Origin of the sequence: Amylibacter sp. SFDW26 (assembly GCF_009184395.1) — a bacterium.
In the GTDB taxonomy this organism is placed as follows: domain Bacteria; phylum Pseudomonadota; class Alphaproteobacteria; order Rhodobacterales; family Rhodobacteraceae; genus Amylibacter.
Map to the genome: position 1 here is coordinate 48,831 of NZ_WEIC01000003.1, position 23,389 is coordinate 72,219.

27 protein-coding genes and 1 tRNA gene are annotated in these 23,389 nt (G+C 45.9%); 10 read left to right on the top strand and 18 right to left on the bottom strand.

The genetic code is table 11. From position 1 onward, the window contains the following. Positions 1-332: 332 nt before the first annotated feature. From F9L33_RS09690 to F9L33_RS09705, 4 genes are all read right to left on the bottom strand, one after another. Positions 333-515, bottom strand: a complete 183-nt coding sequence (locus F9L33_RS09690; protein ID WP_152142591.1) for a hypothetical protein — start codon at positions 513-515, stop codon at positions 333-335. Continuing rightward, a complete protein-coding gene (locus F9L33_RS09695) occupies positions 512-1,615 on the bottom strand; it encodes a DUF6538 domain-containing protein (RefSeq protein WP_152142592.1) in 1,104 nt (367 codons plus the stop codon). The genes F9L33_RS09690 and F9L33_RS09695 overlap by 4 nt, the downstream gene beginning before the upstream one ends. A 112-nt stretch (positions 1,616-1,727) precedes the next feature. Beyond that, positions 1,728-1,803 (bottom strand) — tRNA-Thr (locus F9L33_RS09700). 71 nt (positions 1,804-1,874) lie between these two features. Beyond that, the gene (locus tag F9L33_RS09705; RefSeq protein ID WP_226804068.1) at positions 1,875-3,560 is read right to left on the bottom strand and encodes an iron ABC transporter permease; all 1,686 of its coding nucleotides are present in this window, start codon (positions 3,558-3,560) and stop codon (positions 1,875-1,877) included. A 64-nt stretch (positions 3,561-3,624) separates the two neighbouring features. Between F9L33_RS09705 and F9L33_RS09710 the strand changes: the two genes are divergently transcribed. Continuing rightward, positions 3,625-4,515, top strand: coding sequence for a hypothetical protein (locus F9L33_RS09710; protein ID WP_152142593.1), 891 nt, complete (start codon positions 3,625-3,627; stop codon positions 4,513-4,515). A gap of 18 nt (positions 4,516-4,533) precedes the next feature. Here the strand turns inward: F9L33_RS09710 and F9L33_RS09715 are convergent, their stop codons facing one another. Continuing rightward, positions 4,534-4,791 (bottom strand): DUF2312 domain-containing protein, encoded by a 258-nt coding sequence (locus F9L33_RS09715; protein ID WP_152142594.1) that lies wholly within the window; start codon positions 4,789-4,791, stop codon positions 4,534-4,536. Positions 4,792-4,910: 119 nt separating this feature from the next. Between F9L33_RS09715 and F9L33_RS09720 the strand changes: the two genes are divergently transcribed. Continuing rightward, positions 4,911-5,114: a hypothetical protein gene (locus F9L33_RS09720; RefSeq protein WP_152142595.1), complete on the top strand. Its 204-nt coding sequence runs from the start codon at positions 4,911-4,913 to the stop codon at positions 5,112-5,114. Here F9L33_RS09720 and F9L33_RS09725 read toward each other — a convergent pair. Together F9L33_RS09725 and F9L33_RS09730 are read right to left on the bottom strand one after the other, a co-directional pair. After that, positions 5,106-6,086 (bottom strand): carboxylesterase, encoded by a 981-nt coding sequence (locus F9L33_RS09725; protein ID WP_152142596.1) that lies wholly within the window; start codon positions 6,084-6,086, stop codon positions 5,106-5,108. The two genes, F9L33_RS09720 and F9L33_RS09725, sit on opposite strands and share 9 nt — an antisense overlap. Continuing rightward, positions 6,083-6,841: an alpha/beta fold hydrolase gene (locus F9L33_RS09730; RefSeq protein WP_152142597.1), complete on the bottom strand. Its 759-nt coding sequence runs from the start codon at positions 6,839-6,841 to the stop codon at positions 6,083-6,085. The genes F9L33_RS09725 and F9L33_RS09730 overlap by 4 nt, the downstream gene beginning before the upstream one ends. Positions 6,842-7,006: 165 nt before the next feature. Between F9L33_RS09730 and thrS the strand changes: the two genes are divergently transcribed. Beyond that, positions 7,007-8,953, top strand: a complete 1,947-nt coding sequence (thrS, locus tag F9L33_RS09735; protein WP_152142598.1) for a threonine--tRNA ligase — start codon at positions 7,007-7,009, stop codon at positions 8,951-8,953. 52 nt (positions 8,954-9,005) lie between these two features. Here thrS and F9L33_RS09740 read toward each other — a convergent pair whose 3' ends face one another. Together F9L33_RS09740 and F9L33_RS09745 are read right to left on the bottom strand one after the other, a co-directional pair. Beyond that, positions 9,006-9,332 carry a hypothetical protein gene (locus F9L33_RS09740; protein WP_152142599.1) on the bottom strand — a complete coding sequence of 109 codons (327 nt, stop codon included), beginning with the start codon at positions 9,330-9,332 and terminating at the stop codon, positions 9,006-9,008. Positions 9,333-9,460: 128 nt separating this feature from the next. Further along, positions 9,461-9,952: an Lrp/AsnC family transcriptional regulator gene (locus tag F9L33_RS09745; RefSeq protein WP_152142600.1), complete on the bottom strand. Its 492-nt coding sequence runs from the start codon at positions 9,950-9,952 to the stop codon at positions 9,461-9,463. Between the two features lie 104 nt (positions 9,953-10,056). On the opposite strand from F9L33_RS09745, the gene F9L33_RS09750 reads away from it, so the two are divergent. Then, positions 10,057-11,196 carry an MFS transporter gene (locus tag F9L33_RS09750; protein ID WP_152142601.1) on the top strand — a complete coding sequence of 380 codons (1,140 nt, stop codon included), beginning with the start codon at positions 10,057-10,059 and terminating at the stop codon, positions 11,194-11,196. Positions 11,197-11,325: 129 nt separating this feature from the next. Further along, positions 11,326-11,523 carry a hypothetical protein gene (locus F9L33_RS09755; protein ID WP_152142602.1) on the top strand — a complete coding sequence of 66 codons (198 nt, stop codon included), beginning with the start codon at positions 11,326-11,328 and terminating at the stop codon, positions 11,521-11,523. Here the strand turns inward: F9L33_RS09755 and F9L33_RS09760 are convergent. Then, entirely contained in the window at positions 11,520-12,905 is a 1,386-nt protein-coding gene (locus tag F9L33_RS09760) for a PLP-dependent aminotransferase family protein (protein ID WP_152142603.1), read from the bottom strand. The genes F9L33_RS09755 and F9L33_RS09760 overlap by 4 nt on opposite strands. A 95-nt stretch (positions 12,906-13,000) precedes the next feature. Between F9L33_RS09760 and F9L33_RS15775 the strand changes: the two genes are divergently transcribed. Beyond that, positions 13,001-13,234: a DUF1127 domain-containing protein gene (locus F9L33_RS15775; RefSeq protein WP_193222012.1), complete on the top strand. Its 234-nt coding sequence runs from the start codon at positions 13,001-13,003 to the stop codon at positions 13,232-13,234. Positions 13,235-13,327: 93 nt separating this feature from the next. Here the strand turns inward: F9L33_RS15775 and F9L33_RS09770 are convergent, their stop codons facing one another. From F9L33_RS09770 to F9L33_RS09790, 5 genes are all read right to left on the bottom strand, one after another. Beyond that, positions 13,328-15,748 (bottom strand): FAD-dependent oxidoreductase, encoded by a 2,421-nt coding sequence (locus tag F9L33_RS09770; RefSeq protein WP_152142605.1) that lies wholly within the window; start codon positions 15,746-15,748, stop codon positions 13,328-13,330. A gap of 3 nt (positions 15,749-15,751) precedes the next feature. Then, entirely contained in the window at positions 15,752-15,982 is a 231-nt protein-coding gene (locus F9L33_RS09775; protein ID WP_152142606.1) for a hypothetical protein, read from the bottom strand. Next, positions 15,979-17,148: an aromatic ring-hydroxylating dioxygenase subunit alpha gene (locus F9L33_RS09780; protein WP_152142607.1), complete on the bottom strand. Its 1,170-nt coding sequence runs from the start codon at positions 17,146-17,148 to the stop codon at positions 15,979-15,981. The genes F9L33_RS09775 and F9L33_RS09780 overlap by 4 nt, the downstream gene beginning before the upstream one ends. Before the next feature lie 88 nt (positions 17,149-17,236). Further along, positions 17,237-18,121, bottom strand: a complete 885-nt coding sequence (locus F9L33_RS09785) for a LysR family transcriptional regulator (RefSeq protein ID WP_152142608.1) — start codon at positions 18,119-18,121, stop codon at positions 17,237-17,239. Positions 18,122-18,187: 66 nt separating this feature from the next. Further along, positions 18,188-18,895 (bottom strand): SOS response-associated peptidase, encoded by a 708-nt coding sequence (locus tag F9L33_RS09790; RefSeq protein ID WP_226804070.1) that lies wholly within the window; start codon positions 18,893-18,895, stop codon positions 18,188-18,190. Between the two features lie 16 nt (positions 18,896-18,911). On the opposite strand from F9L33_RS09790, the gene F9L33_RS09795 reads away from it, so the two are divergent. The 4 genes from F9L33_RS09795 to arsC are packed head-to-tail and all read left to right on the top strand — an operon-like array spanning position 18,912 to position 21,112. After that, entirely contained in the window at positions 18,912-19,325 is a 414-nt protein-coding gene (locus F9L33_RS09795; protein WP_152142609.1) for a VOC family protein, read from the top strand. 49 nt (positions 19,326-19,374) lie between these two features. Further along, on the top strand, positions 19,375-19,713 hold the full coding sequence (locus F9L33_RS09800) for a DUF952 domain-containing protein (RefSeq protein ID WP_152142610.1): 339 nt from the start codon (positions 19,375-19,377) through the stop codon (positions 19,711-19,713). Then, the gene (locus F9L33_RS09805) at positions 19,710-20,768 is read left to right on the top strand and encodes a quinone-dependent dihydroorotate dehydrogenase (RefSeq protein WP_152142611.1); all 1,059 of its coding nucleotides are present in this window, start codon (positions 19,710-19,712) and stop codon (positions 20,766-20,768) included. Before F9L33_RS09800 ends, F9L33_RS09805 begins: the two co-directional genes overlap by 4 nt. Continuing rightward, complete coding sequence (gene arsC, locus F9L33_RS09810; RefSeq protein WP_152142612.1) at positions 20,765-21,112, top strand: arsenate reductase (glutaredoxin); 348 nt, start codon at positions 20,765-20,767, stop codon at positions 21,110-21,112. Before F9L33_RS09805 ends, arsC begins: the two co-directional genes overlap by 4 nt. Here the strand turns inward: arsC and F9L33_RS09815 are convergent. Genes F9L33_RS09815 through F9L33_RS09825 form a run of 3 tightly spaced genes read right to left on the bottom strand, consistent with a single transcriptional unit; the run spans position 21,109 to position 23,369 of the window. Further along, the gene (locus tag F9L33_RS09815) at positions 21,109-22,422 is read right to left on the bottom strand and encodes an MATE family efflux transporter (protein WP_152142613.1); all 1,314 of its coding nucleotides are present in this window, start codon (positions 22,420-22,422) and stop codon (positions 21,109-21,111) included. The two genes, arsC and F9L33_RS09815, sit on opposite strands and share 4 nt — an antisense overlap. Continuing rightward, complete coding sequence (locus F9L33_RS09820; protein WP_152142614.1) at positions 22,423-22,929, bottom strand: PaaI family thioesterase; 507 nt, start codon at positions 22,927-22,929, stop codon at positions 22,423-22,425. It abuts the gene before it with no gap. After that, complete coding sequence (locus tag F9L33_RS09825) at positions 22,929-23,369, bottom strand: PaaI family thioesterase (protein ID WP_152142615.1); 441 nt, start codon at positions 23,367-23,369, stop codon at positions 22,929-22,931. The genes F9L33_RS09820 and F9L33_RS09825 overlap by 1 nt, the downstream gene beginning before the upstream one ends. Between the last annotated feature and the right edge of the window lie 20 nt (positions 23,370-23,389).

Below are 23,389 nucleotides of genomic sequence, written 5' to 3' on the forward strand. Positions count from 1 at the left end.
GCCAGTTAGTCTCAAATTCGAAAATTTCATCTCGCTCAAAGCTACTGGGTTTCAATTGTTCCATAGGGCTAGTTTACGAAGACAGGCTAGCAATCCAAGCTTTGCACAGAACGGAACCCCGCCTCTCTTTCTTTAGGACGTTCTTCAATAACTTCGCCATATGCGACTTATCCACGAAAATGAATTCAACAATATAGAACAGCTTTTGGCCGAGCTGTTGATTAATGCTTCAGTAATAGAAGAAGCGCAAATTCTTCAAATTCATAATCGGCTATTACAAATCAAAAATGCACAACAAGGATTGCAGAATAACCGCGCATATCTGTTAAACCTTACAAAGCAAATCGATCAATAATATCACGAAGATCGCTCAGATCTTTACCAAAGCCATATTGTGGCCGGTGAAATTTATGCCCCATCAATTGGGCTTGCGCGCGGTCGATCACATCACGCTTGGTTAATTGATCTTGAAACCAGTGCCGTAGCGAATAGAGGCTTTGACGTTTATCGGTCACAATCCCACTTGACCGTAAGGCTTTGCTGATTGCGGTCGTGCATACATATTCTTACCCAAACGTTTTCCCCAACCACCCATCGCGACCACGTCTTGGGCGGCTTCCAACGAAACACCCAAAAGTGGTAGTAACCGTTCTGAATGAGCCGTCTTTAGACCCCGCGTTGAATTTCTGCGAACATGTACATGTGGTACGCCATCATCCAAAATTATGTCGTCCAGCTCTAGTCCGATTGCCTCAACTGGGCGCATGCCTGTATTCACTAGCAATCGAAGCAGTCGTTGAAAATCTTCGTGCAACGGATCTAGCGAGCCAGGTACTATCAATTGTCTAATCTGACTTTCATCTAACGGAATGCGTGAGACTTCGAATTCTTCCTTCAAACGAACACCAGTAAATGGGTTAGGTAAAGCAGATCCATCAATGTCGCGGTTTACGTTTACCAAACGGCGCAAAGAATTGATCTCGCGATTGGCCGTGTATGGTTTCAAGCCCTCATTCTCAATACGCGCAACCCACCAGCTCCTGAATGCAATGACGTGTTTTCGTTCAAGGTCGTGATAATTGATTTGACCAATTGCCGTTTCAAAATTGCGAATGGACTTGAGATATATGTTCCGCTTTACACGCTGCTGATCACGGCGAACCTTACGCCACTCATCTCGAATATAGTCCCAAAACCGATCAAATGCATCCGACAAGGTTAACTTGGGTGGTTCCACCATCCCAAGCACTGCTTTTTGTTCTGGTTTAGTGTGCTGTTGTTCCAAGAGTAAGCACAAACGTTCCAACAGTTCACCATCAGGCATTTGCTCTGTGGGCTTGGGCGTTAAACCAACAGACATCTGCACTTCAACTGCTGCACTATATTTTTTGCGCAAATCGTTAGATTCTAAGGAAACACCTCGCGCCTTTGCTCCTTGCCATTCTTGATCTAGTTCAAAAGAGCATTGTGCAGCTTTTAGCTTTGCCTCAGAAAAATCAGCCGTCTTCAACGAGAAACTGATCAACCGCCGATGGTCAACATCGTGAAATTCTTTTGGGACAGCACGGTAGTAGTGCCACCAGCGTCCCTTTTGTTTGAGATGTAATCCCCACATAATTCGAATCCCGTTTGTCCAGAATGGAAAATTCCATGTTTGAGCGAGATCAGAGTACATCAAATAAAAACAACCACTTAGAGGCGGAATTCCGTTTTTAAATATGATGAAATGGTGCCCCCACACGGACTCGAACCGCGGACCTATTGATTACAAATCAATTGCTCTACCAGCTGAGCTATAGGGGCACTGCGGCAGCGTTTAGCCGAAAAATCGGTCCCTTTGCAAGAGCCTTTTTAGAAAAACATTACTTTTGCTGTTATTTTTTATCTGACTGGCTTTGAGATGTTTTCGCAACAATCCCAACCGCCAGTAAGCTGACCAGTATAACCACAATCGATGCTGGTGATGCACCATTGATATCCTCTAATGAGGCGTATCCATAAATATGTGTAGCTAAGGTATCAAACCCAAACGGGCGTAAGAGCAATGTTGCAGGTAATTCTTTCGAACTGTCTACAAAAATCAACAAAGCAGCCGTTAGTAAAGACCCCCTCATCAATGGGTAATGTACATGTTTTAAGGTACGGCTCGCATTTAACCCCAGTGACCGTGATGCCATACCCATACTGGGTGTAATGCGCCCAAATGCGGCGTCTACAGAGCCATATGCGATTGCAAAAAATCGCACACAGTAAGCAAAGATAACGGCCCCTGCCGTCCCCGTAATCAACAGCCCAATATCAACACCTGTTGCTGCTTCAATCCAATCTGCAAGTATATTATCAAAAGCAGCCATTGGTATTAAAATACCAAGACCAATAACTGCACCTGGGGCCGCATATCCGATTGCGGTCAGTGGCAAAACATATCGTACCCATTTCACTGATGATAAGCGTACAGCATAAATTAGTAGAACCCCCGCAGATACTGTTATAATAGCTGCGACAACTGCAATCCAAATTGTCGTCCAAGTGGCGGCCCACAGATCAGATTTCAACCAAAGTTCTGGATTAATCAAAGCGTGGTGCAACATAATGCTAAAGGGCATTAAAAAACCTACTCCGATCATCAAGCTACATAACACCACGGCACAAAAGCGCGCTAAAGGTGATAATGTTTCGCGCACAGGTGGCCGCGCATGCTTTGATAGTTGGTGAAATTTACTTTGCTTACGACCTTGCCGCTCCAACATTAACAAAGCTAAAACCAAAATCAAAATAACCGAAGCAATTTGTGCAGCACCACCACTGTTCGACGCTTCCAACCAAACCGTGAAAATGCCTGTGGTCAACGTTTGAACTGCAAAAAATTCAACGGCACCAAAATCATTTAACGTTTCCATCATCACAATAGATACGCCAACAACAACCGCAGGGCGTGCCAATGGCAAACCGACCCTCCAAAAACTTTCCCATGGTCCACATCCCAATGCACGTGACGTTTCTAATGCACACGACGATTGTTCTCGAAAGGCAGACCGAGCCAACAAATAAACATAAGGGTATAATGCAAAAGCAAATACAATAATCGCAGCTCCACGTGAGCGTACTTCTGGAAACCAATATTGTTTTGTAGATGTCCAGCCAAACACACCACGTAATGCAGTTTGTGCAGGCCCTGCGAATTCCCAAAAATCAACCAATGCATAGGCTGCGATATATGTGGGAATAGACAACGGCAACAATAACGCCCATTCGAAAATTTTGCGCCCAGGAAATTCTTTCATAGCAACAAACCACGCAGCCATAACCCCCATACAGCCTGCAAGGAGGCCCGTGGTTACCATCAAGCTTAGGCTATTAAATAAATACCTAGGTAATGTTGTTGAAATTAAATGCGGCCATATGTTCTCTTTAGGAAAGAATGAAAGCGAGACGACAGACAATATTGGGATTAAGATCACTGCCGCTATGACACAAGCAATAACAGACCAACCGCTTAGAAAGCCAAGACCAAACCGTCTTCTTTTATTTTCATACATTTCTGCCATTGAAACGCGCATAAACCATAGCTATTTTACTGTCCAGAACTTGCAAAGAGTTTTCCAAATTAGAATCGGATAAGAAATGGATATAAATCTCTACATCGGCGCGCATAATACATCGACCAATGCGATTATCTCAATCCTAGAAAATAATGATGCGCTCTTATCAGAACAGCGCATTCATTTTGCCAGTTCAAAAGTTGCAATCCAACATTTGGCTGCTGCACAAAAAGCTCTGGTTGATGGGACGCGTTTAGAAACGGTACAACAAAAATTCATATCAGCCATGACTAATGGCAAAAATATAGATCGCTTAGTAATCATTAGCCCAAATATCTTAGGTACGGCCACACGCCCATTTGGTAAAGAAGTGTTTTACCCGCGAACTTCAGGTTTAATGCAGCAATTGCAAAACATGTTTCAAGGGTTGAACATGAAATTGTTCTTTTCTGTTCGCAACCCATCTGACTTCATTCCGTTATGTTATAGCGAAAGCCTTCTTGGCGCATCTTTTGGCAGTTTTGAAAATTTCACTCAAGAAGTGGAACTGACGAATCTGCGTTGGTCTTCGCTTTTGCATAGACTGCAAGGGAAGCAAGACGAAAATCATGTAACTATCTGGCGGCATGAAGATTACCCATCTATGTGGCGCGATGTTATCCAATTACTTACAGGCGTTAAAAACAATCAAATGTTAAAAGGGTCTTCAGCCGTCCCAACAGAAAACTTATCACTGAATGGCGCGCGTTTATTCAATCGCTATGTTGAAGAGCATCCTCCACGAACTAAAGAGGATTTTGCTAATATGAAAGCTGCGTTTTTACAGAAGTTTCCAGAAACATCCGAGCCAGTCAAAGACGTTTATTGGGATGCTGAAGTCATCCAAACTTTAACCGATAATTACGACGATGATTGGTACTACATCGAACGGATGGAAGGTATTAGAACCATCCAACCGCGTATTTTTGCATAAGACAAACGCCAGAAGCGCTTACATACCTAGCGCTTCGCGGTACAAATCCAGCACTGCTTCTTCTTCTGAAATCTCAGCTGGGTCTTTTTTACGCATTGTGATCAACTTACGCATCACTTTGGTATCGTACCCACGTGACTTCGCTTCTGCCATCACTTCTTTTTGCTGATCTGCGATGTCTTTCTTTTCCGCATCCAAACGTTCTACACGCTCAACAAAAGAACGCAGCTCATCAGCTGCAACACGGTATGAACCTGGGTCAGATGTTTCGTTCATTTTAGAATCCTTCTCAAACAGAACCTCCTCCCTACCCAACTGCCGCATTTCCTACAAGACATCTTGCCCAATTTTCCTAAAACGACTAGACGAAGCTCACGAATGACAAAGGAAACCCCATGATTATCGCAGGTGTTATAACCACATTATTAGGCCTTATCGGACTGATGTATTGCATCTTAAAAGCTTACAAAGCCAAAAAAGCTGGCTTGCAAGGCACTGAATTAACCGAACATCTTAAAAAGCTTGTTGCAGTAAACCTTGCTTCATTTCTATTGTCCGCAATTGGCTTAGCCTTAGTACTTGTTGGTATCTTATTCTAAACCTTTAGCCCACTCGACAATCATTGACGTTGTTTCTGCCGTTTGATTTGGACTTAAAATATCACCTGAAAGGACATGGTGATATGGATCGTCTTGCTCTGTCATCACACGTGTCTCAACCTGCGCACCAATTCCCCAGCGCGATGCCACATCTTTCACCCAAGCAGGATCTATCACTTTGTCCTCATTACTAACAAAGAATAATGCTGGCACTTCAATTGTACTGAAATCCATTTTACGCACAGCCCGTTGAACAGTCGCCATAGAAAGTGTTGATAATGTCGGATATTCATTCGTCCAATACTTTTCATGATCCGCATTCTCACCCTTAAATCCACGACGCTCACCAACAACATAATTACCCCAATGGCGCACCCATGGAAAATCCAGCAAAGCGGTCAAGGGATTGCCAAGCTTATATGCTGGTGATGTTAAAACCACACCTGCAACTTTATCTGCATATTCAGGATTGTTCAGAACATAGGTCGTAACAGCTCCACCATTAGATGTCGCTAACACGATAACCTTTTGCCCCAAACGCCCGCCTATTTCGATCGCTTCAATAACATCTTGCACCCATTTCTCTGGGCTACCGTCCATCATCGCGTCACCAGAGCGGCCATGTCCTGCCATACGTGTATAATACAGGTTCGCACCTAATGCATTCGCCACATCCTCTGGTACAGGGCGAATTTCATGCGATGTCCCAGAAAACCCATGCACATATAAAACAGAATATTCCGTTTGCTCACCAACAGCTCCCGCCCAGATTACTTGTTTATGAGCGTCTTCAATGATGTCCGAAAACTGTGTTTCTTTATCGTTTAAATATCCATCGATATCCTCAGGGATCACAACAGATGCAAATGCAACCTCTTCATTCACAGTTTCGCGTGGTCCCAACCACAGAAACAACCCCAAGATCACAATCAGACCAATCAGCCCTTTAAGCATCGTTTTGATAAACTTCATGTCCCCGCCTTCATCGTCACAGAATGAACCGCTCTGCGGATCATTGCCAAATTCTCTGGCTCAGAGAAGCGGTGATCAGCCCCTTTAATCAAGGATAACCGTACGTCATCCCCTGTAACATGATCCAGAATCCGCAAAGGCACCGACATATCCACATCCGCATCCGCCGTGCCATGCAGTAACCGCACTGGGAACGGAAGATCAAGTGGTTCGCGTAAAATCAGCTGATCACGCCCATCTTCAATCAGCTTTTTCGTAATGATATATGGCTCATCCGAATAATCATTGTCCAACGCCAACTGACCATCCACCATTATCTTCTTTTGCTGTGCATCTGTAAAATTCGCCCACATACTATCTTCGGTAAAATCAGGTGCCGCTGCAATGCCAACCAAACCCGAAATCCATTCAGGAATACGTTTCGCCATTAACAAAGCAATCCACCCCCCCATAGAGGAACCCACAAGGATTTGTTTTCCATCTGTCAGTTCAGAAATAATTTCTAAAGCATCATCAGCCCAATCGCCAATACAACCATCTTCAAATTTTCCAGACGACAAGCCATGTCCCGAATAATCAAACCGCAAAAATGGCCGCCCATTGGATTTGGCCCAGTCTTCTAAGAAAACAGCTTTTGTCCCCTCCATATCGGATTTAAACCCACCCAGAAATACAACACCCACACCTTCGCCATCGGTTTTGTGATAAGCAATCTTGCGTCCTAATGATGTGTCAAAAAACTGTGGTTCCGTCATTGTCCTAAATCCAACCTGTGTAAAGTAAAGGGGTTATGCTTCTCAGATTAGTTTTCCCGCCATACAAGCGCAAGAAGAGTTGACAATTTTCCCATCTCTGGCAAAAGAAACGCACATAACCGCAACCGGGCGTTTCGTAGGCGCCAAAATGAGGAGAACAGCATCATGGCTGACATTACCCTTACCCTACCCGATGGAAACCAACGCAACTATCCAGCTGGCACAACAGGTATGGAAGTCGCAAAAGACATTTCCACATCCTTGGGCAAAAAAGCCATCAGCTGTTCCGTAGACGGCACGCACCGCGATCTGTCTCGTCCAATTGATGCGGACGCAAGCTTTGCCATCCACACAATGCAGGATGAAGCACAAGCACTTGAATTGATCCGCCACGACTGCGCCCATATTATGGCACGCGCCGTCCAAGAAATTTGGCCAGACGTAAAAGTCACCATCGGCCCTGTTATCAAAAACGGTTGGTACTATGATTTCGACCGCGAAGAAGCATTTACACCCGAAGACTTGGCGACAATCGAAAAGAAGATGAAAGAGATCATCAACAAACGTGATCTTGTACGTACCGAAACATGGGATCGCGCCCGTGCACTAAAGCATTACGAGGATAACAATGAGCCTTATAAAGTAGAGCTTGTGAATATGATCCCCGAAGGCGAAGATCTGCGCATGTACTGGCATGGCGATTGGCAAGACCTTTGCCGTGGCCCGCATCTTGTACACACAGGTCAAGTTCCTGCCGATGCATTCAAATTGATGAACGTTGCAGGTGCCTATTGGCGCGGTGACAGCAACAATGCAATGTTGCAACGTATCTACGGCGTGGCGTTTAAAAACAAAGAAGACCTAAAAGCGCATCTTCACATGCTGGAAGAAGCAGCTTTACGTGACCACCGTAAACTGGGCCGTGAAATGGACTTGTTCCACATGCAAGAAGAAGCACCAGGGCAAGTATTTTGGCACCCGAATGGCTGGCGCATCTATACAATGTTACAAGATTATATGCGTCGTCGCCAAACCGCTGGCGGCTACGTCGAAGTGAACACACCACAAGTGGTGGATCGCAAGCTTTGGGAAGCCTCAGGTCACTGGGAAAAATACCAAGAAAATATGTTCATCGTTGAAGTCGACGAAGACCACGCACGCGAAAAAGCAGTGAATGCATTGAAACCAATGAACTGCCCATGCCACGTGCAAATCTTCAACCAAGGCTTGAAATCATACCGCGACCTGCCATTGCGCATGGCTGAATTCGGCTCTTGTAACCGCTACGAGCCATCAGGTGCGTTGCACGGCATCATGCGTGTACGCGGCTTCACACAGGATGATGGTCACATTTTCTGCCGTGAAGATCAGATCGAAAGTGAAACAGCGGTCTATATCGATTTCCTAAGCAATGTTTACAAAGATTTAGGTTTTGAAAACTTCCGCGTGAAATTCTCAGACCGTCCTGAAAAACGCTCTGGTTCGGATGAGGTTTGGGATAAAGCTGAAACCGCTTTGTTAGCGGCAACACGTGCCGCTGGCATCGAACCAGAAATCAACCCAGGCGAAGGCGCGTTTTATGGCCCGAAACTAGAGTTCGTTCTAACCGACGCCATTGGTCGTGACTGGCAATGTGGTACACACCAAGTTGATTTCGTGCTACCAGAACGCTTAGATGCAAACTTCATCGGCGAAGACGGCAACAAACACCGTCCTGTGATGTTGCACCGTGCCACATTAGGATCGTTTGAACGCTTCATCGGCATTTTAATCGAAAACTTCTCTGGCAAACTGCCATTCTGGTTGGCGCCACGCCAAGTTGTTGTCGCCTCTATCGTAACCGATGCAAATGACTACGTAGCTGAAACAGTTGCTAAACTACAAGCGGCTGGTATTCGTGCAGAAGCCGACGTTCGCAATGAAAAAATCAACTACAAAGTCCGCGAGCATTCATTGGGCAAAGTTCCAGTGATCTTAGCGGTCGGTATGCGTGAGGTCGAAGAGGGCACAGTCTCTGTACGCCGTTTAGGCAACAAGCAAACCTCAGTGCAAGCTTTAACAGACGTAATTGCTGAATTATCAGTCGACGCAACACCACCGGATATGCGTTAAACGCTGAATAAAGAATACAAAAAGGGCGGATAAAATTTCCGCCCTTTTGCTTTTAAACCGTGTGCTGGTTGGTGATATAAGTATCTAGGTTATATTCAACCGATAATGAAAACGCGCAGCTTTGATGGATATGCGCTTTAATCGCCTTCTCTAACTCTTCCGTCAAAGACACCGTAAACGCACGATCACGATGTGGCTTTTGCAACAAGGCTACCGTCACCAAAATATGCGTATGATTGAACTGATCAGCAGGATAAGCACGGCCTTTACATGCCCCAGCCCCTGTATCCTTACCAAGGATAGTTTCTTCTATAGCTTGCAAAATTTCTTCTGCATTAATATCCAAATCACTACTATATTTTATGTCTGCATGGGGCATAATTTATATCCTTTTACGCAATTATTTATGCTTTTTGTAATCAGCATATCTTATTATTTCTAGACTCATATATATGAAAAATATCACAAAGATGTTGCACAAACTTGATTTTATAAAGAATTTCCTCCTTAAACGATTTCAGGTGCGACAAGACCTTTTGTAATCCCCGCTTGAACGGGTCTTTCTAAATATGTGGACAAAACCATATAGCTTTTAGTCGCCGTTACACTGGGCATGGCATAAAGTTTTGCCAATAAAGCTTCCATCGCTTGCGATGTTTCCATACGAACCTTTAACAACATACATGTATCACCTGTTACAGAATGGATTTCCTCAACCTCTGGCAATTCGGCCAATGCCATCAGTTCTTTAGTTTTCCCCCACCCTGTCGTATCCACATGAATGAACGCTAAGAACCCTTTACCAGTCTCTGCTGCATCTAAGGATGCGACAACAGACTTGATGCGCCCAGATGCTTTATGTCGTTTCACACGTTCGTGCACTGCAGGTGCGGACAGTCCAACCAGATTGCCCAACTCGGCATAACTACGCTCTGCATTCTCAGTCAAAAGCCCTAATAACTTTCGGTCAATTGCGTCTAAACCTTTTCCATCTTTCATTTATACAGAACCTCATTCGTATTTATTTAATTCGGGTACATTTCACTTTAACTTTATTTAATTCTGCAAAATAACAAGAGTCAATTACAGCATACGAGACATCAATGAACCCTATTCTTCTTCTAACCCTCTCTATTGGTATCATAGGATCCAACTCATTGGTTCTCAGCCCGATCGCAGGCGAGGTTGCGCTTTCTTATGATAATCGCTCAGCATCTGACATCTTAATCGCCTCTGCACTCTATGGTATAGCCACCGCTATAAGCGCCCTCATCCTTGCACCACAGGCAGATAGTTATGGGTTAAGGAAATCGCTCTTTTGGTCCCTGATTGCTGCAACTGTTGGATTAAGCGCAAGCGCCCTTGCCCCTTCTTTGATCTTTCTTTGTATTTCACAAAGCCTGATCGGCCTTGCAGCGGGCGTTGCTCTACCTGCAACATATGGATTGGCAGCAGAAATCGCCACAAAGGGACGCGAAAGTGAAACTATGGGAAAAGTGCTTACAGGGTGGACTTTGAGCTTGGTCATTGGTGTTACCCTTTCAGCACTTATTGCCGACTGGTTACACTGGCGAATTGTTTTCCTAAGCATGGCATTGATCAGTGGTGTCATCGCCATTTTTGTCAAAACTATCGCAAGACACGAAAAGCACATAATCAAGTTTAAGAAAACATCACCACTCACAGCACTGTATATACCAGGCATATCTGGCGCACTCATATCAGTCGCAGCATTTATGACAGCTTTTTACGGTCTTTACTCCTTTCTAGGCGCACATATGCAAACCACTCTTGTCGTACCTACGTCCTATATCGGCTTGGCATCCTTAGCTTATGGCATCGGCTTTGGGCTAATCACCCCCATTGATCGCTTCATAGACCAATACGGCCCACATCGCGTTGCACCATTGGTATTCACAACCATGATCGCGGCTTATGGCTTATTATCGATTGCATCAGGCACAGCTTATATACTCATCCTAAGTTGTGTTGTCTGGGGGGGCGTAAATCATCTAGGCCTGAACTTATTGGTTGGGCGTCTAACAGCAATTGACCCCACTCAACGTGCATCAATCATGGGACTATACAGCGCTGTAACATATGCCTCCATGTTTATAGGAGCTACCGCTTTTAAACCTATTTTTGATTATTATGGCTTTGCCGTCATCGCAATACTCTCTGCCATCTGCATCGTCCCTGCCCTTTGGAATTCATTACGCCCAACACTTCACCCCGCCGACTAATGGCTAAAAACCGTTGCATAAAATCCACCATAACTTTAATCGAAACGTCAAATTTGCGCCATATTTCCAGCTCAGCATCTTTAGAATAACGACTCGCACTAATGCGGGCGCAAATGAAAGAGCAGACCAATGGCAAGTAATAAGAAGTACCAATTAAACGGTGTATCTTTGGCTACTCCACCAGAATTCATGGGTGGTCGCACAGAGACACATATGGAAAAAACCAACTGGCTAAAGCGCACAGGTACAAAAATGCGCCGCAAGGATAAGATGAAAACATCTGATCCAATCAGGTTTTATGACGGCATCCAAACTTTATATGGTTAAGTGTCAACATCCATCGGTGGCGAGCTAAGTAAGCGATCTATCGTTGTTAAAGCATCCCCATATGCCCCAATCGGTACACTTGAATTCAGGGATATCCGTACAGCATGTGGTGTTGGCATGTTATTCAATGCAAATTCATCGGCTGCGCGCACGATTATAGATTCACGCTCGCATGCCATAGTAAAGGATGATGCCCGCCAACCACGTGGAAGTTGAAGCCAAATAAATGGCACATCGCGGCGCCACGATATATCCCATTTGCCCAAACGATTGACTGTGTATTCCACACGTTTGCTCACCGTTTCCAAAACCCTGCGTCTGGTTGTTGCAGCATCACCCGATGTCAGCAATTCAGCAGCAACATCCGTTACCAATCCCGACACACCAAAACTTGCAGTTTGCATCAAACGCGTTGCTACAGAAACTTTATCGTCTGGGCATAATAGATACCCAAACCGCAATCCTGCCGAAACGGACTTAGAAAACGATGACAAATACCATGCTCGCTCAGGGCATATGTTTATGAAACTCGGTACTTTCGCAGGGCCAATACCCCAACAATCATCTTCAATCACCTGAAAATCATATCGGCGTGCTAAATTCGCAATTGCCAAACGGCGCTCAAGCGGCATCTCACCCGTTGTTGGGTTCAAAACATTACAAGACGTAAACAACGCCTTAAATGGTTTGCGCTTATAAACCGTTTCCAAGTGCTCAGGAATAATCCCAAACTCATCTGTTTTAACACCCAGCAAATCCGCACGCTGCCCCTGCACCGCATATCGAATACCTGGATATGTCAATGCATCCAAAGCGATCGCACCAATACCATCAGACAAAACAGCAGCACAGGCCAATCCAATCGCATTTTGTCCGCCATTGGTCACAACTAGGTTTTCATGATTACAATACACATTCGAATATTCCATCCACTTCGCCAAATGTGGATAGATCGCATGACGGCCATCACGTTCGGGGTAATATAAATATTCATCCGCTTTTGCCTGACCAACTTTAATAATTGCGCGTTGCAACGCCTCGGCCTGACCGACATTCGTCGTATTTGTATTGCGCAGATTGATCAGTTGATCAGGAACTGTGCCAAAGGTTTTCGAAAACTCGCCAACATGTTCTGTTTTACCAGCAACAAATGTACCGCGCCCAACAGTCGCTTGCAGCAACCCTTCTGAAATACCTTCTTTATACGCCCGCGCTACAGTACCAGGCGTAACCCCTATATCCCATGCAAGATCACGTACGGGTGGCAGCTTTGCACCTGCCTCTAAAGTTCCTTTGGCAATATCAGACCTTAAAGCAGCTACAACGGCTTTGTATTTCGGTCCATCAAAATCTGATAAGGTCGGCTGCCAAATTGTACCCATTACAATATTTCCCTAGCGTAACTATACGAATCTTTGTATCACATAATTACAAGTACAATATAAATTGTACCAATACAATATGGAAAGTTAGGAAAATGGCTTATAATCACTCATATACTGCTGAAATCGCGTTAAATTTAGCTAACCGTGCGGACTTACCAGTCCTTTCACAGGTGGCTATTCGTTTTGCGAATACAGTGGCTAAGTGGGCTGATCGATACAAATCTCGCCGTGATCTTAGTACAATGACACCAGAACGGTTAAAAGACATCGGGATTACAGAATACGATGCTTACCATGAATCTCGCAAGTCATTCTGGCGCGAATAGTTTCCCCTTTGCGCGGTTCGTGCAGATTTTACCGCGCAAAAAAAAGCGCCCGTCTTTTCTTCCGAAGACGGGCGCGTCTGCTTTAAACTTACTCTAAGCTCTTAAACGTTCGCCTTTCGGATCAAACGCAGGTTCATCCAACAGAACCGCTCGATGGGGCTTCCCAAGGATTGCCACATCAAACTCTGTTCCAGATTTCACATAATCCGCTTTGATAAAACAAAGCGCGATGGATTTTTCGACACTATAACCATACGCCCCAGAACTCACACGCCCTACAGGTGTGCCATCTGGCAAGAACACAGGCTCCCCACCACTGGCATCCGCATTCTCAGTCTCAACAGCCAAACTGACCAACAATTCGCGCGGTGGATTACCCATAAGCTTTGCATAGGCCTCTTTGCCCAAGAACTCTGGCTTATCCATCTTGATCAAGCGATCCAAACCAACCTCTTGCGGCCAATATTCTGGGCTATACTCACGCGACCAAGAGCCATAGCCTTTTTCAATCCGCAATGATCCTAATGAGCGCCCACCAACAGGACGCACGCCCAAATCTTTGCCCGTTTCTAATAAGGCTTCATATAGCCTCAACTGATCCTCAGTTTTCACATACAATTCCCAGCCCAGATCGCCCGTAAAGGACACACGCAGCGCAATCGCATCTATACCCGCAACTGTAATCTGTGCAGACCGCATAAACGTCCAATCCTCATTGGATAAATCCGCTTGCGTTAAATGCGATAGCAATTCACGTGACTTCGGCCCTGCCACATTAAACCCGCAATACGCTTCAGTCAGGCTTTCGAAACTGACAGTATCAGGCCGTTCAACCGCATTAAAATACCGCTGATGATACCGTTCAGCCATACCCGACCCAACCATATAAAAATGATCATCACCTAATTTTGTTACGGTGAAATCCCCAGCAATACCGCCACGTTCACCCAACAATGGCGTCAAACAAGACCGTCCAACCTCTTTGGGCACATGATTGGCAATAACGCGGTCTAACCAATCCGCTGCCCCTGCCCCTTTGATTTCGTATTTACCAAAGTTCGACACATCAATGATACCAACACTAGCGCGCAACGCTTCACATTCTGCACGCACAGGCTCAAACCAATCTTGGCGATCAAAACCATAATCCTCTTTGCCTTCAACGCCTTCGCCTGCAAACCACAGCGGATGTTCCCAGCCGTAGCTCAGGCCAAACACAGCCCCTAATTCCTTTTGCTTCTGATACGCAGGCCGCATTCGCATCGGGCGCCCTGCTTCGCGCTCTTCATAAGGGAAGTGGATTTTGAAACGGTTGGCGTATTGATCTTCGACACGCGCTTTTGTGAAACCTTTGTCCGCCCAATGCCCAAACCGCGCCACATCCCAAGGGAACATATCAAACTCTGGCTCCCCTTCGACAATCCACTGTGCTGTCATCAAACCCAGACCACCCGATTGACTGAACCCTGGAATAATTCCGTTACAGCAGAAATAGCCTTTCAATTCAGGAATTGGCCCATACAGTGCTGAACTGTCGGGTGACCATATCATAGGTCCGTTAATCACACGTTTCACACCAACTTCTGCGGCAGATGGCACACGATCCATCGCCCGCATGATGTTGTCCATGATGCGATCCAAATCATCCGCAAACAATTCATGGCCAAAACCAAGGGGTGTACCCTCTTCTGCCCAGAACTTCATGTCCTTTTCATAGGCACCAATCAGCAGCCCATCACCCTCTTGGCGCATGTAATACTCGCCATCACGATCTGCCACAGATGGTAAACGACGATCCATCGCAGCAATCTCTGGAATGGTTTCCGTGACCAAATATTGGTGTTCTGTTGGTTGCAATGGCAATTCTATCCCTGCCATAGCGGCCACTTCACGCCCCCAAAGCCCCGCAACATTCACGACCCAATCGGTTTGAATGTTACCCTTTGGCGTTTCCACAATCCAAGATCCATCAGGTTGCTGCACAGTCCCTGTCACAGGTGTAAAGCGGTGAATTTCAGCACCCATCTGCCGCGCACCCGTTGCATAAGCTTGGGTCACACCAGATGGGTCAACGTTGCCGCCATCAGGTTCAAACATGATGCAACGTATATCGTCAAAGTTCACCAATGGGTTCTTGGCAGCCGCCTCTTCACGGCTCAGCTCGTAAAAGTCAGCCTCAAAATACCGCGCTTTAGCCGCCTGTATACGCAACTGATGCTCGCGCTGTTCTGTTTGTGCCAAATACAGCGAGCCAGGTTGAAAAACACCGCACCCCTTCCCTGTCTCAGCTTCCAGCTCTTTATACAATTTCATCGTATAATATTGCAGCTTCGAGATATTGTTGTTGTCGTGCAACCCGTGCAAATTCGCTGCTGCGTGCCATGTAGAGCCTGATGTCAATTCATCGCGTTCCAACAACACAACATCTTTCCATCCCAGTTTCGCAAGGTGATACAGGATCGAACAACCAACAAGGCCACCCCCAATAACAACTGCCTGTGCATGCGTTTTCATTTTCTATTCCTCGCGCCCTAAAGCGACCAATGTTTTGTGAATTTCTTTTGCTACTGGAAGACCACCCTCCAGCGCATAAACGTAGGCCTGGGTCAGGAAATAGGCGCCCTCTAATTCATGCCCATTTGCCAACTCATCATTTCCAAGTTTTTGGTAAATCCGAACAAGGGTCGCATTATCCCCACTGTCATGGGCCGCTAACACCTGTGCGTTCAGATGGTCATAATCGATCACTCTGCTGCCATTTTCGCACGACCATTGTTGATTTGTGTTGCAACCCATTCGTGGAAAATATGCGTAGGCCCATCCATAGCAGGTGAAAATTTACCCCCATCAAAGAATACCCCATGACGGCCCTTTTGCATCCCTTCGACCACGAAAATATCTTCTTTAAAAACTTCTTCCCAAAAATCGGCATTTGTGACCCGCAGCTTTTTATATGCGTCACCAACGGCTTCATCACTGGCGTAATACAATGCCACATGTTCGCGTGTTTTATTCACCCCAACAGGTTCCAAAATAATCGCATAAGAATGATCACGGTGCACACCGAACATGACGTTTGGATAAAGCGTGGCATATTCTGATGCCGTATCCCATTTATCCGTCAAATCTTTAAAATCGGGAAAGGTTTGCCCATCTTCACCCTTCAACTGTTGATAAACAACGGACCCTTGTCCAGAATATTTATACTGTTCTTCAAGATGGTAATGATCCTCTAATCGCGACACTGTATTCAAACCGGGATGCACCCACGGTAAATGGTAACTTTCACTGTAATTCTCAACAGCCAACTTCCAGTTGCTGTCCACCTCTAGAACAAACGCACCATCCTCATGATGATAAAGCGGTTTATCAAACTCTTTCCAACGTTCCAGCAATTCAGAATGTGCCACTGTGAAGTCATCTGCCGTACCGCTGACATTCACAAACACCACGCCCAAATACACATGGCTGCGGATTTCAAACAATCCCAGTTCATTACGCTTGATATCTTCATGGATATTCTGACCAGGCCCACCCACATGCGGGGTAGAGCGTAATGCGCCATCCAAACCATAGCACCACGAATGATAGGGACAGCGGATCGTTCCGCGAATATTGCCTTTTTCCTTCACCAAAATCATACCACGATGGCGGCATGTGTTCTGATATACATTCACATTGCCTTCCGCATCCCGCACCAACAGCAAAGGCATACCAAGGAAATCGACAGGCATTGCATCGCCTTCATTGGGCACATCATGCGCAAAACCAACCCCAGCCCAATTGTCGAATAAAACCGATTGGCGCTCTTCTTTGAACACCTCCTCATCAATGTAATGTGCATTTGGCAAACCGCGCGCAAGGCTGACGGGTTTTGTCACATCGGACAAATCTGATAAATGAGACTCAGTCATAGCAATACTCCTCTTAAAGAAGCATTTTTCAGTGAATCCGTACAATCACAATACGGAAATAATTCCTATTGAGTTGAGTTTAATTCATTCAATTTTGCTTAAGCAACCATTCAGAAAAAACCTGCATTTCCGGGCGCTTACGAGCACCATCTTTAAATAATAAATAAAAAGCCCCGGGCGCTTCTATAGAGTGGTGACTAAACGGAACAAGTTTATGATCATCAAGCAACGGCTTAGACAATCGTTTCCACCCCAAAACTACTCCTGCATCATCCTGTGCCAACTGTAGCGCAATCGTATAGTTATTCACCTTCTGCCCAGCAGAAATAGGGCCTGAATACCCCAACATTTCAAACCATTGCGCCCAATTCGTCCACTTCTTTTCAACAGCCTCTAAATGTATCAAAGAAGACTGCGCCAATTCCTCTATATTGCTAGGTGCGCATTCTCGAAACCGCGGACTACATAATGGAATTAGCTCATCACCAAACAAATAAACACAGTCTTCTTTTGGCTTTGAGGTTGCATACTCAATCACCATATCCATTTGTAAAGGCCGCATAAATGGGCGATCCCTAACATTTTGATTCACCGTAATATCTGGGTGCGCTCGCCAAAATTGCGTGACCAAAGGTGTTAGCAAAAGTGTAGAAACCGCCGTTGTCACACCAATGGTGACCTGCGGCATTTCTTGGCGCGCACGTATATCGACAACCACATTCGAAAGAGATGCAAAACTTGAAATCAAAGCTTGCATCAATTCACGCCCCTCTGGGGTCAATTCAACAGCACGGTGCCCGCGTTCAAACAATGCCACCCCAAGATCTTGCTCCAGTGATTTCACTTGATGACTGATCGCACTGGTCGTCACATTCAATTCAGCCGCAGCCGTCTTAAACGATCCGCGCCGCGCCGCACATTCAAACGTGGCAAGCATTTTTAAAGATGGCAGGCTATAATGACGTTGTACCATAATGGTGGTTCCGTTGATATAATTTCACCTAAAAGAACCACTAAACTAAATAAAGCGCAATCCTATCTACGCCATCGGTTCCATCAATTGCGACGTATTATGATACCTAGAATTCACATCATGCGACACACGGTAAGTCTCATAAAATTCATCAGGTGCTGTTTGCATCAATTTCGCAGCCCCCTTACCTTCTTCGCCCAACCACAACCCATAATCATCGCGCGCAAGCGTTACAGGTTCACGGTGATGGATATGCGAAATGTCATTCCCTGCTGCTGTCGTTACAATCGCACAGGCCACCTGACGTTCCCCTTCGGGCGATGTCCAAGCTTGCCAAACACCCGCAAACGCTAACATCTCTTTTTCTGGGCGCTTCAAAAACCATGGCTCTTTGCCTGTCCCCTTATCGCGGTGCCATTCATAAAATCCACTTGCTGGAATCAAGCATCTCCGTGCCCGTGCCGCCTCACGAAACGCTGGTTTTTCAGCTAAGGTTTCAGACCGCGCATTGATCAACAACGGTCCATCATTGGGCTTCTTGTACCAATGCGGAATAAACCCCCAGCGCATGTCCACCAAATGCCGCTGACCATCATAAGCCACCGCAACAGGTATAAGTTGGGTTGGGCAAACATTGTAGCGCGGTTCAGAAAAAGACGTTGTGGAAACTACAACCCCAAACTCTTCAACCACTGCATCAGGGTCTTCTATTAAAGCAAATCGTCCACACATATTGTAGGCTTGACGAAAACCAATCCGAATGTCCAGATGCATCCAAAGGAGTCGTCTTATGAAATCACTATTTCACCTTGCTTATCACGTCACCGACCTAGATGCCGCACGCACGTTTTACGGTGATACATTAGGATGCGCCGAAGGGCGCAGCACCGATACATGGGTGGATTTCGATTTCTTTGGTCATCAGATTTCCCTGCATTTAGGCAAACCGTTTGAAACAACAAACACAGGCAAAGTCGGCGATCATATGGTGCCGATGCCACATATGGGTGTGGTTTTACCCTTGGCAGATTGGTTAGCATTATCCGAAAAATTAACCAGCGCTGGCACCGCTTTCGAAATACCACCCCAAATCAGATATGAAGGCGAACCAGGTGAACAACGCACAATGTTTTTCCGTGATCCGTCTGGAAACCCTATAGAAGTAAAAGGTTTTGCTGATTTCGATGGGTTATTTGCCACATAAAACCCTTTCTAGCTTGACCATTCGTCGTTTGCACGGCATCTGAAAAATCATGTTGATTTATAAGATATTCCACGCAGATGAATGGGCTGCATTTCAAGCATCGGGCGAAACGCAAGGTGCACCAATTGATTTACAAGACGGGTTCATTCATTTCTCGACCGCGACCCAAGCCGCCGAAACCGCTGCAAAGCATTTCGCGGGCATTGACGGTTTAATGCTGCTTGCCTGTGATAGTGATGCATTGGGGGACGCATTGAAATGGGAAGTCTCTCGCAATGACGATCTGTTCCCGCATTTATTCGCAATGCTACAAATGACGGATGTACTTTGGGCCAAACCTTTACCAATAAAAGACGGCATTCATCAGTTCCCACAGGATATGGCATGAACCTATTAGAAAAAATCGGCCTATCCGCCATGTTCAAACTGGACCCAGAACTGGGTCATTCTTTGGCTGTGAAAGCCTTGAACATGGGTTTGGTGACCAGCAAAGGCCCCTACACATCTGACCGCCTAAAAACCACGATCGCAGGTTTGGATATCCCAAACCCTGTTGGGTTGGCTGCAGGTTTTGATAAGAATGCTCAGGTTATAAGCCCGCTTCTAAAAGCTGGATTTGGTTTTATTGAAGTGGGTGCCGCAACACCAAAACCCCAAGATGGCAACCCAAAACCACGCTTATTCCGCTTGGTGGAAGATCAAGCATCAATCAACCGTTTCGGTTTTAACAACGAAGGCATGCGTATAATAGCCAACCGCCTGTCACAACGCCCTAAAACAGGTATCGTTGGCATTAATCTAGGTGCCAATAAAACCAGTTCACACCGTGCGATTGATTATGTGAAGGTGTTGGAAACATGTGGCCCTTACGTGGATTTCGCTACAATCAACGTCTCCTCACCTAACACCGAAAAACTGCGTGATCTTCAAGGTCGCAGCGCATTAACGGCATTGGTGGCTGGTGTGATGGAAACGCGCGATCAGTTGGATCATCATATTCCGATTTTCCTGAAAGTCGCCCCAGATCTAACCCCAACCGATATCGAAGACATCTGTTATGTCGCGCGCATGTCACGCATTGATGCGGTAATTGCGACGAACACAACCATCACACGCGATGGGTTACAAAGCGAACATGCCCATGAAACAGGCGGTCTTGCTGGTGCGCCATTGTTCGATATGTCGACACGCGTTTTGGCGCAATTCTCAAACCTCTTACAAGATGAGGTTCCATTGATCGGCGTTGGTGGCATTTCCACAGCAGAACAAGCCTATGCCAAAATCAAAGCGGGGGCTTCAGCCGTCCAGCTTTATACGGCTTTGGTATACGGTGGTTTCTCTATGGTGAATGATATCACACGCGGTTTAGATCGCTTGTTAGAGCAAGACGGATATGCCCATATTTCTGATGCTATTGGCGTAGACAGAGACACCTACCTATGAGCCAACCCACCATCTGGCACAATGCGCGCTGTTCAAAGTCACGCCAAACATTGCAACTGTTAAAAGACAATGGTTTTGACCCTGAAATCATCGATTACATCAGTGATACACCGACAAAAGCTAAAATCACAAATGTGCTGGAGTTGTTGGGAATTGAAGCCGTACAATTGATGCGTACAGGCGATGCACGGTTCAAAGAGGCGGGCCTATCAAAAACAGATCCATCTGACGTTCTGATTGATGCCATGATTTCACAACCGATCTTAATCGAACGTCCAGTTGTATTACACAACGGCAAGGCATCTATCGGTCGTCCACCAGAATCCGTTCTGGATATTCTCTAAGCTTTTTCAACCGATGCTTCCAACGCTGGGTATTTCCAAGCCAGTGTTACCCCGCGTGCTATGAACAATACATTCAATGCGGCCCATAAACCGTGGTTGCCATATACTGGTACCAGAAAATACAGGGCTATGATGTAGATCACCACAGATAAAAACATCATATTCCGCATGTCCTTGCTACGTGTTGCCCCAATAAACACACCGTCCAGCATCCAACATGTTACACCCGCGATTGGCGCCAAGACCATCCACGGCAGGTATTCACGCGCATCTATGCGCACATCTGCAGCATTGGTCATCACATCAATAACCCAACCGCCACACAACCAGAACATAAGTGCCATAACCGAAATAATTGCAACACCCCAGAAACATGACAGATACACACTGCGCCTAAATTGGTTGCGGTTCTTAGCTCCCAAAGCTTGCCCCACCAATGCTTCGGCAGATATCGCAAAACCATCCATCGCATAGGCTGTAATTTCCATGAACTGCAACAGCACCTGATTGGCCGCAAGCGTAACGTTGCCAAAGCGAGCTCCCATGAACAAGAACGTCATAAAGGACGCCTTTAACATCATAGACCGCAGCATAATATCGCTGTTCACAATGGCCATGCGCGTTAAACGGATACGATCAAACACCTGTTCCCAGTTGCGCCACAAAGCATTGCCGAACACATCGCGGGCTAAGAATATACCAAGGGCAAAACCACTCCATTCCGCAAGGAAAGTCGCAATAGCAACCCCCTCTACCCCCCATCCGAACTGCAATACGAACAGCAAATCCAAAACAATGTTCAATCCATTCATCCAGACTTGCAGAACCAACACCGCGCGCGTGCGTTCATGTGCCAACAACCAGCCCGTAATACCATAAAGCCCAATCGCAGCAGGTGCTGAATATATGCGAATTTGCATATACCCATGAGCCATCGTTTCCACTTCGGGTGTTGCAGGGGCTGCTTTAAAAGCAAGCCAAAACAGCGGGATTTGCAACAGCATCACCAACAGGCCTGCCGCAACACCAATAATCAATGTCCGTGTTAGAAGGGCAGCTGTTTCACCTACATTCTTTTCTCCAATAGCTTGCGCAGTAAGACCCGTCGTCCCCATACGCAAAAAGCCAAACATCCAATAAATACCGCTAATTATAATGGCGCCAATACCCACGGCACCAATCGGGACTGCATCACCCAATTGCCCGACAACACCAGTATCAACTGCACCCAAAATAGGAATCGTAGCATTCGACAGAACGATAGGTAAGGCTACAGATAAAACGCGCTTATGCGTTAAAGTTTGACTCACTTATGCATCCTTAGATGGCATCAAAAAATGCCCCGTGGCTTGGCCAATGATCTTTTGGCGATTATCTTGCCATGCCTCCACATGAACAGAAGCATAACGACGTCCTGACCGATTAATCCGCGCACGCGTGTAAATATCGCGCGGTTTACCAGCGGCTAAATAGTCTGTTGTGAAGTCAATCGTTTTTGGCAAAATAGGCAAAGGTAGCTCTTCAATTTCTGCGCCACTTAACTTTTCTGTTTCAATTTTTCCCCACAATTCAGACCAAGCCAATTCAATGATCGCCGTCGTTTCCAAAAATGCAGCCGTTGCACCACCATGAATGGCAGGTAAAGTCGGGTTGCCAATCAACATATCAGAATAAGCCATCGTGCCTGTCAACTCGTCACCCCGGCGCTCAAAACTAATACCCATAAACTTGATATAAGGAATGGCATCCACCAAACGCAGTAATGCACCATCGCGGCGAGTTTTAATCACTTGGATTGGTTCTGGTTTTTCGCGCATCACTCTGCCCCCCTCTTTTTTCGTGTAAAGGAAAAAGCACCCGTCGCTGTCGCTGTTGGCTCATCCTTTTGATCTCCTGCCCAAGCAACAACACGGACAAAGGCCACAGTCCGGGTCACATGAAAACAATGTGCTTCGGCAAAGATACGTTCGCCAGGTTTGGCCGATCGCATGTAATCAATGCGTAAATCCAAAGTCACGGATGCACTACTGTTCTCAGGATGCGTAAAAACAGAGGCCCCACCACAGCTGTCCATCAATGCGGAAATCGCACCACCATGAATAACACCTGTAGCAGGATCACCGATTAAACGCTCATCATAGGGCATCGACATGATCACATGAGCATCCTTGATCAAATCCATACGCATATTTAAGGCTTTGCAATGCGGAAGAGCCGTTGCAAAATGCTCTACCATTTCTTTCAAAGCAGGTTCCATGTGAACACTTTCTATATAAA

Coding starts and splice junctions, on each gene's coding strand:
- F9L33_RS09695 (WP_152142592.1), bottom strand. CDS start 1,615: ATGTGGGGATTACATCTCAAACAAAAGGGACGCTGGTGGCACTACTAC.
- F9L33_RS09705 (WP_226804068.1), bottom strand. CDS start 3,560: ATGCGCGTTTCAATGGCAGAAATGTATGAAAATAAAAGAAGACGGTTT.
- F9L33_RS09710 (WP_152142593.1), top strand. CDS start 3,625: ATGGATATAAATCTCTACATCGGCGCGCATAATACATCGACCAATGCG.
- F9L33_RS09715 (WP_152142594.1), bottom strand. CDS start 4,791: ATGAACGAAACATCTGACCCAGGTTCATACCGTGTTGCAGCTGATGAG.
- F9L33_RS09720 (WP_152142595.1), top strand. CDS start 4,911: ATGATTATCGCAGGTGTTATAACCACATTATTAGGCCTTATCGGACTG.
- F9L33_RS09725 (WP_152142596.1), bottom strand. CDS start 6,086: ATGAAGTTTATCAAAACGATGCTTAAAGGGCTGATTGGTCTGATTGTG.
- F9L33_RS09730 (WP_152142597.1), bottom strand. CDS start 6,841: ATGACGGAACCACAGTTTTTTGACACATCATTAGGACGCAAGATTGCT.
- thrS (WP_152142598.1), top strand. CDS start 7,007: ATGGCTGACATTACCCTTACCCTACCCGATGGAAACCAACGCAACTAT.
- F9L33_RS09740 (WP_152142599.1), bottom strand. CDS start 9,332: ATGCCCCATGCAGACATAAAATATAGTAGTGATTTGGATATTAATGCA.
- F9L33_RS09745 (WP_152142600.1), bottom strand. CDS start 9,952: ATGAAAGATGGAAAAGGTTTAGACGCAATTGACCGAAAGTTATTAGGG.
- F9L33_RS09750 (WP_152142601.1), top strand. CDS start 10,057: ATGAACCCTATTCTTCTTCTAACCCTCTCTATTGGTATCATAGGATCC.
- F9L33_RS09755 (WP_152142602.1), top strand. CDS start 11,326: ATGGCAAGTAATAAGAAGTACCAATTAAACGGTGTATCTTTGGCTACT.
- F9L33_RS09760 (WP_152142603.1), bottom strand. CDS start 12,905: ATGGGTACAATTTGGCAGCCGACCTTATCAGATTTTGATGGACCGAAA.
- F9L33_RS15775 (WP_193222012.1), top strand. CDS start 13,001: ATGGCTTATAATCACTCATATACTGCTGAAATCGCGTTAAATTTAGCT.
- F9L33_RS09770 (WP_152142605.1), bottom strand. CDS start 15,748: ATGAAAACGCATGCACAGGCAGTTGTTATTGGGGGTGGCCTTGTTGGT.
- F9L33_RS09780 (WP_152142607.1), bottom strand. CDS start 17,148: ATGACTGAGTCTCATTTATCAGATTTGTCCGATGTGACAAAACCCGTC.
- F9L33_RS09785 (WP_152142608.1), bottom strand. CDS start 18,121: ATGGTACAACGTCATTATAGCCTGCCATCTTTAAAAATGCTTGCCACG.
- F9L33_RS09790 (WP_226804070.1), bottom strand. CDS start 18,895: ATGCATCTGGACATTCGGATTGGTTTTCGTCAAGCCTACAATATGTGT.
- F9L33_RS09795 (WP_152142609.1), top strand. CDS start 18,912: ATGAAATCACTATTTCACCTTGCTTATCACGTCACCGACCTAGATGCC.
- F9L33_RS09800 (WP_152142610.1), top strand. CDS start 19,375: ATGTTGATTTATAAGATATTCCACGCAGATGAATGGGCTGCATTTCAA.
- F9L33_RS09805 (WP_152142611.1), top strand. CDS start 19,710: ATGAACCTATTAGAAAAAATCGGCCTATCCGCCATGTTCAAACTGGAC.
- arsC (WP_152142612.1), top strand. CDS start 20,765: ATGAGCCAACCCACCATCTGGCACAATGCGCGCTGTTCAAAGTCACGC.
- F9L33_RS09820 (WP_152142614.1), bottom strand. CDS start 22,929: ATGCGCGAAAAACCAGAACCAATCCAAGTGATTAAAACTCGCCGCGAT.
- F9L33_RS09825 (WP_152142615.1), bottom strand. CDS start 23,369: ATGGAACCTGCTTTGAAAGAAATGGTAGAGCATTTTGCAACGGCTCTT.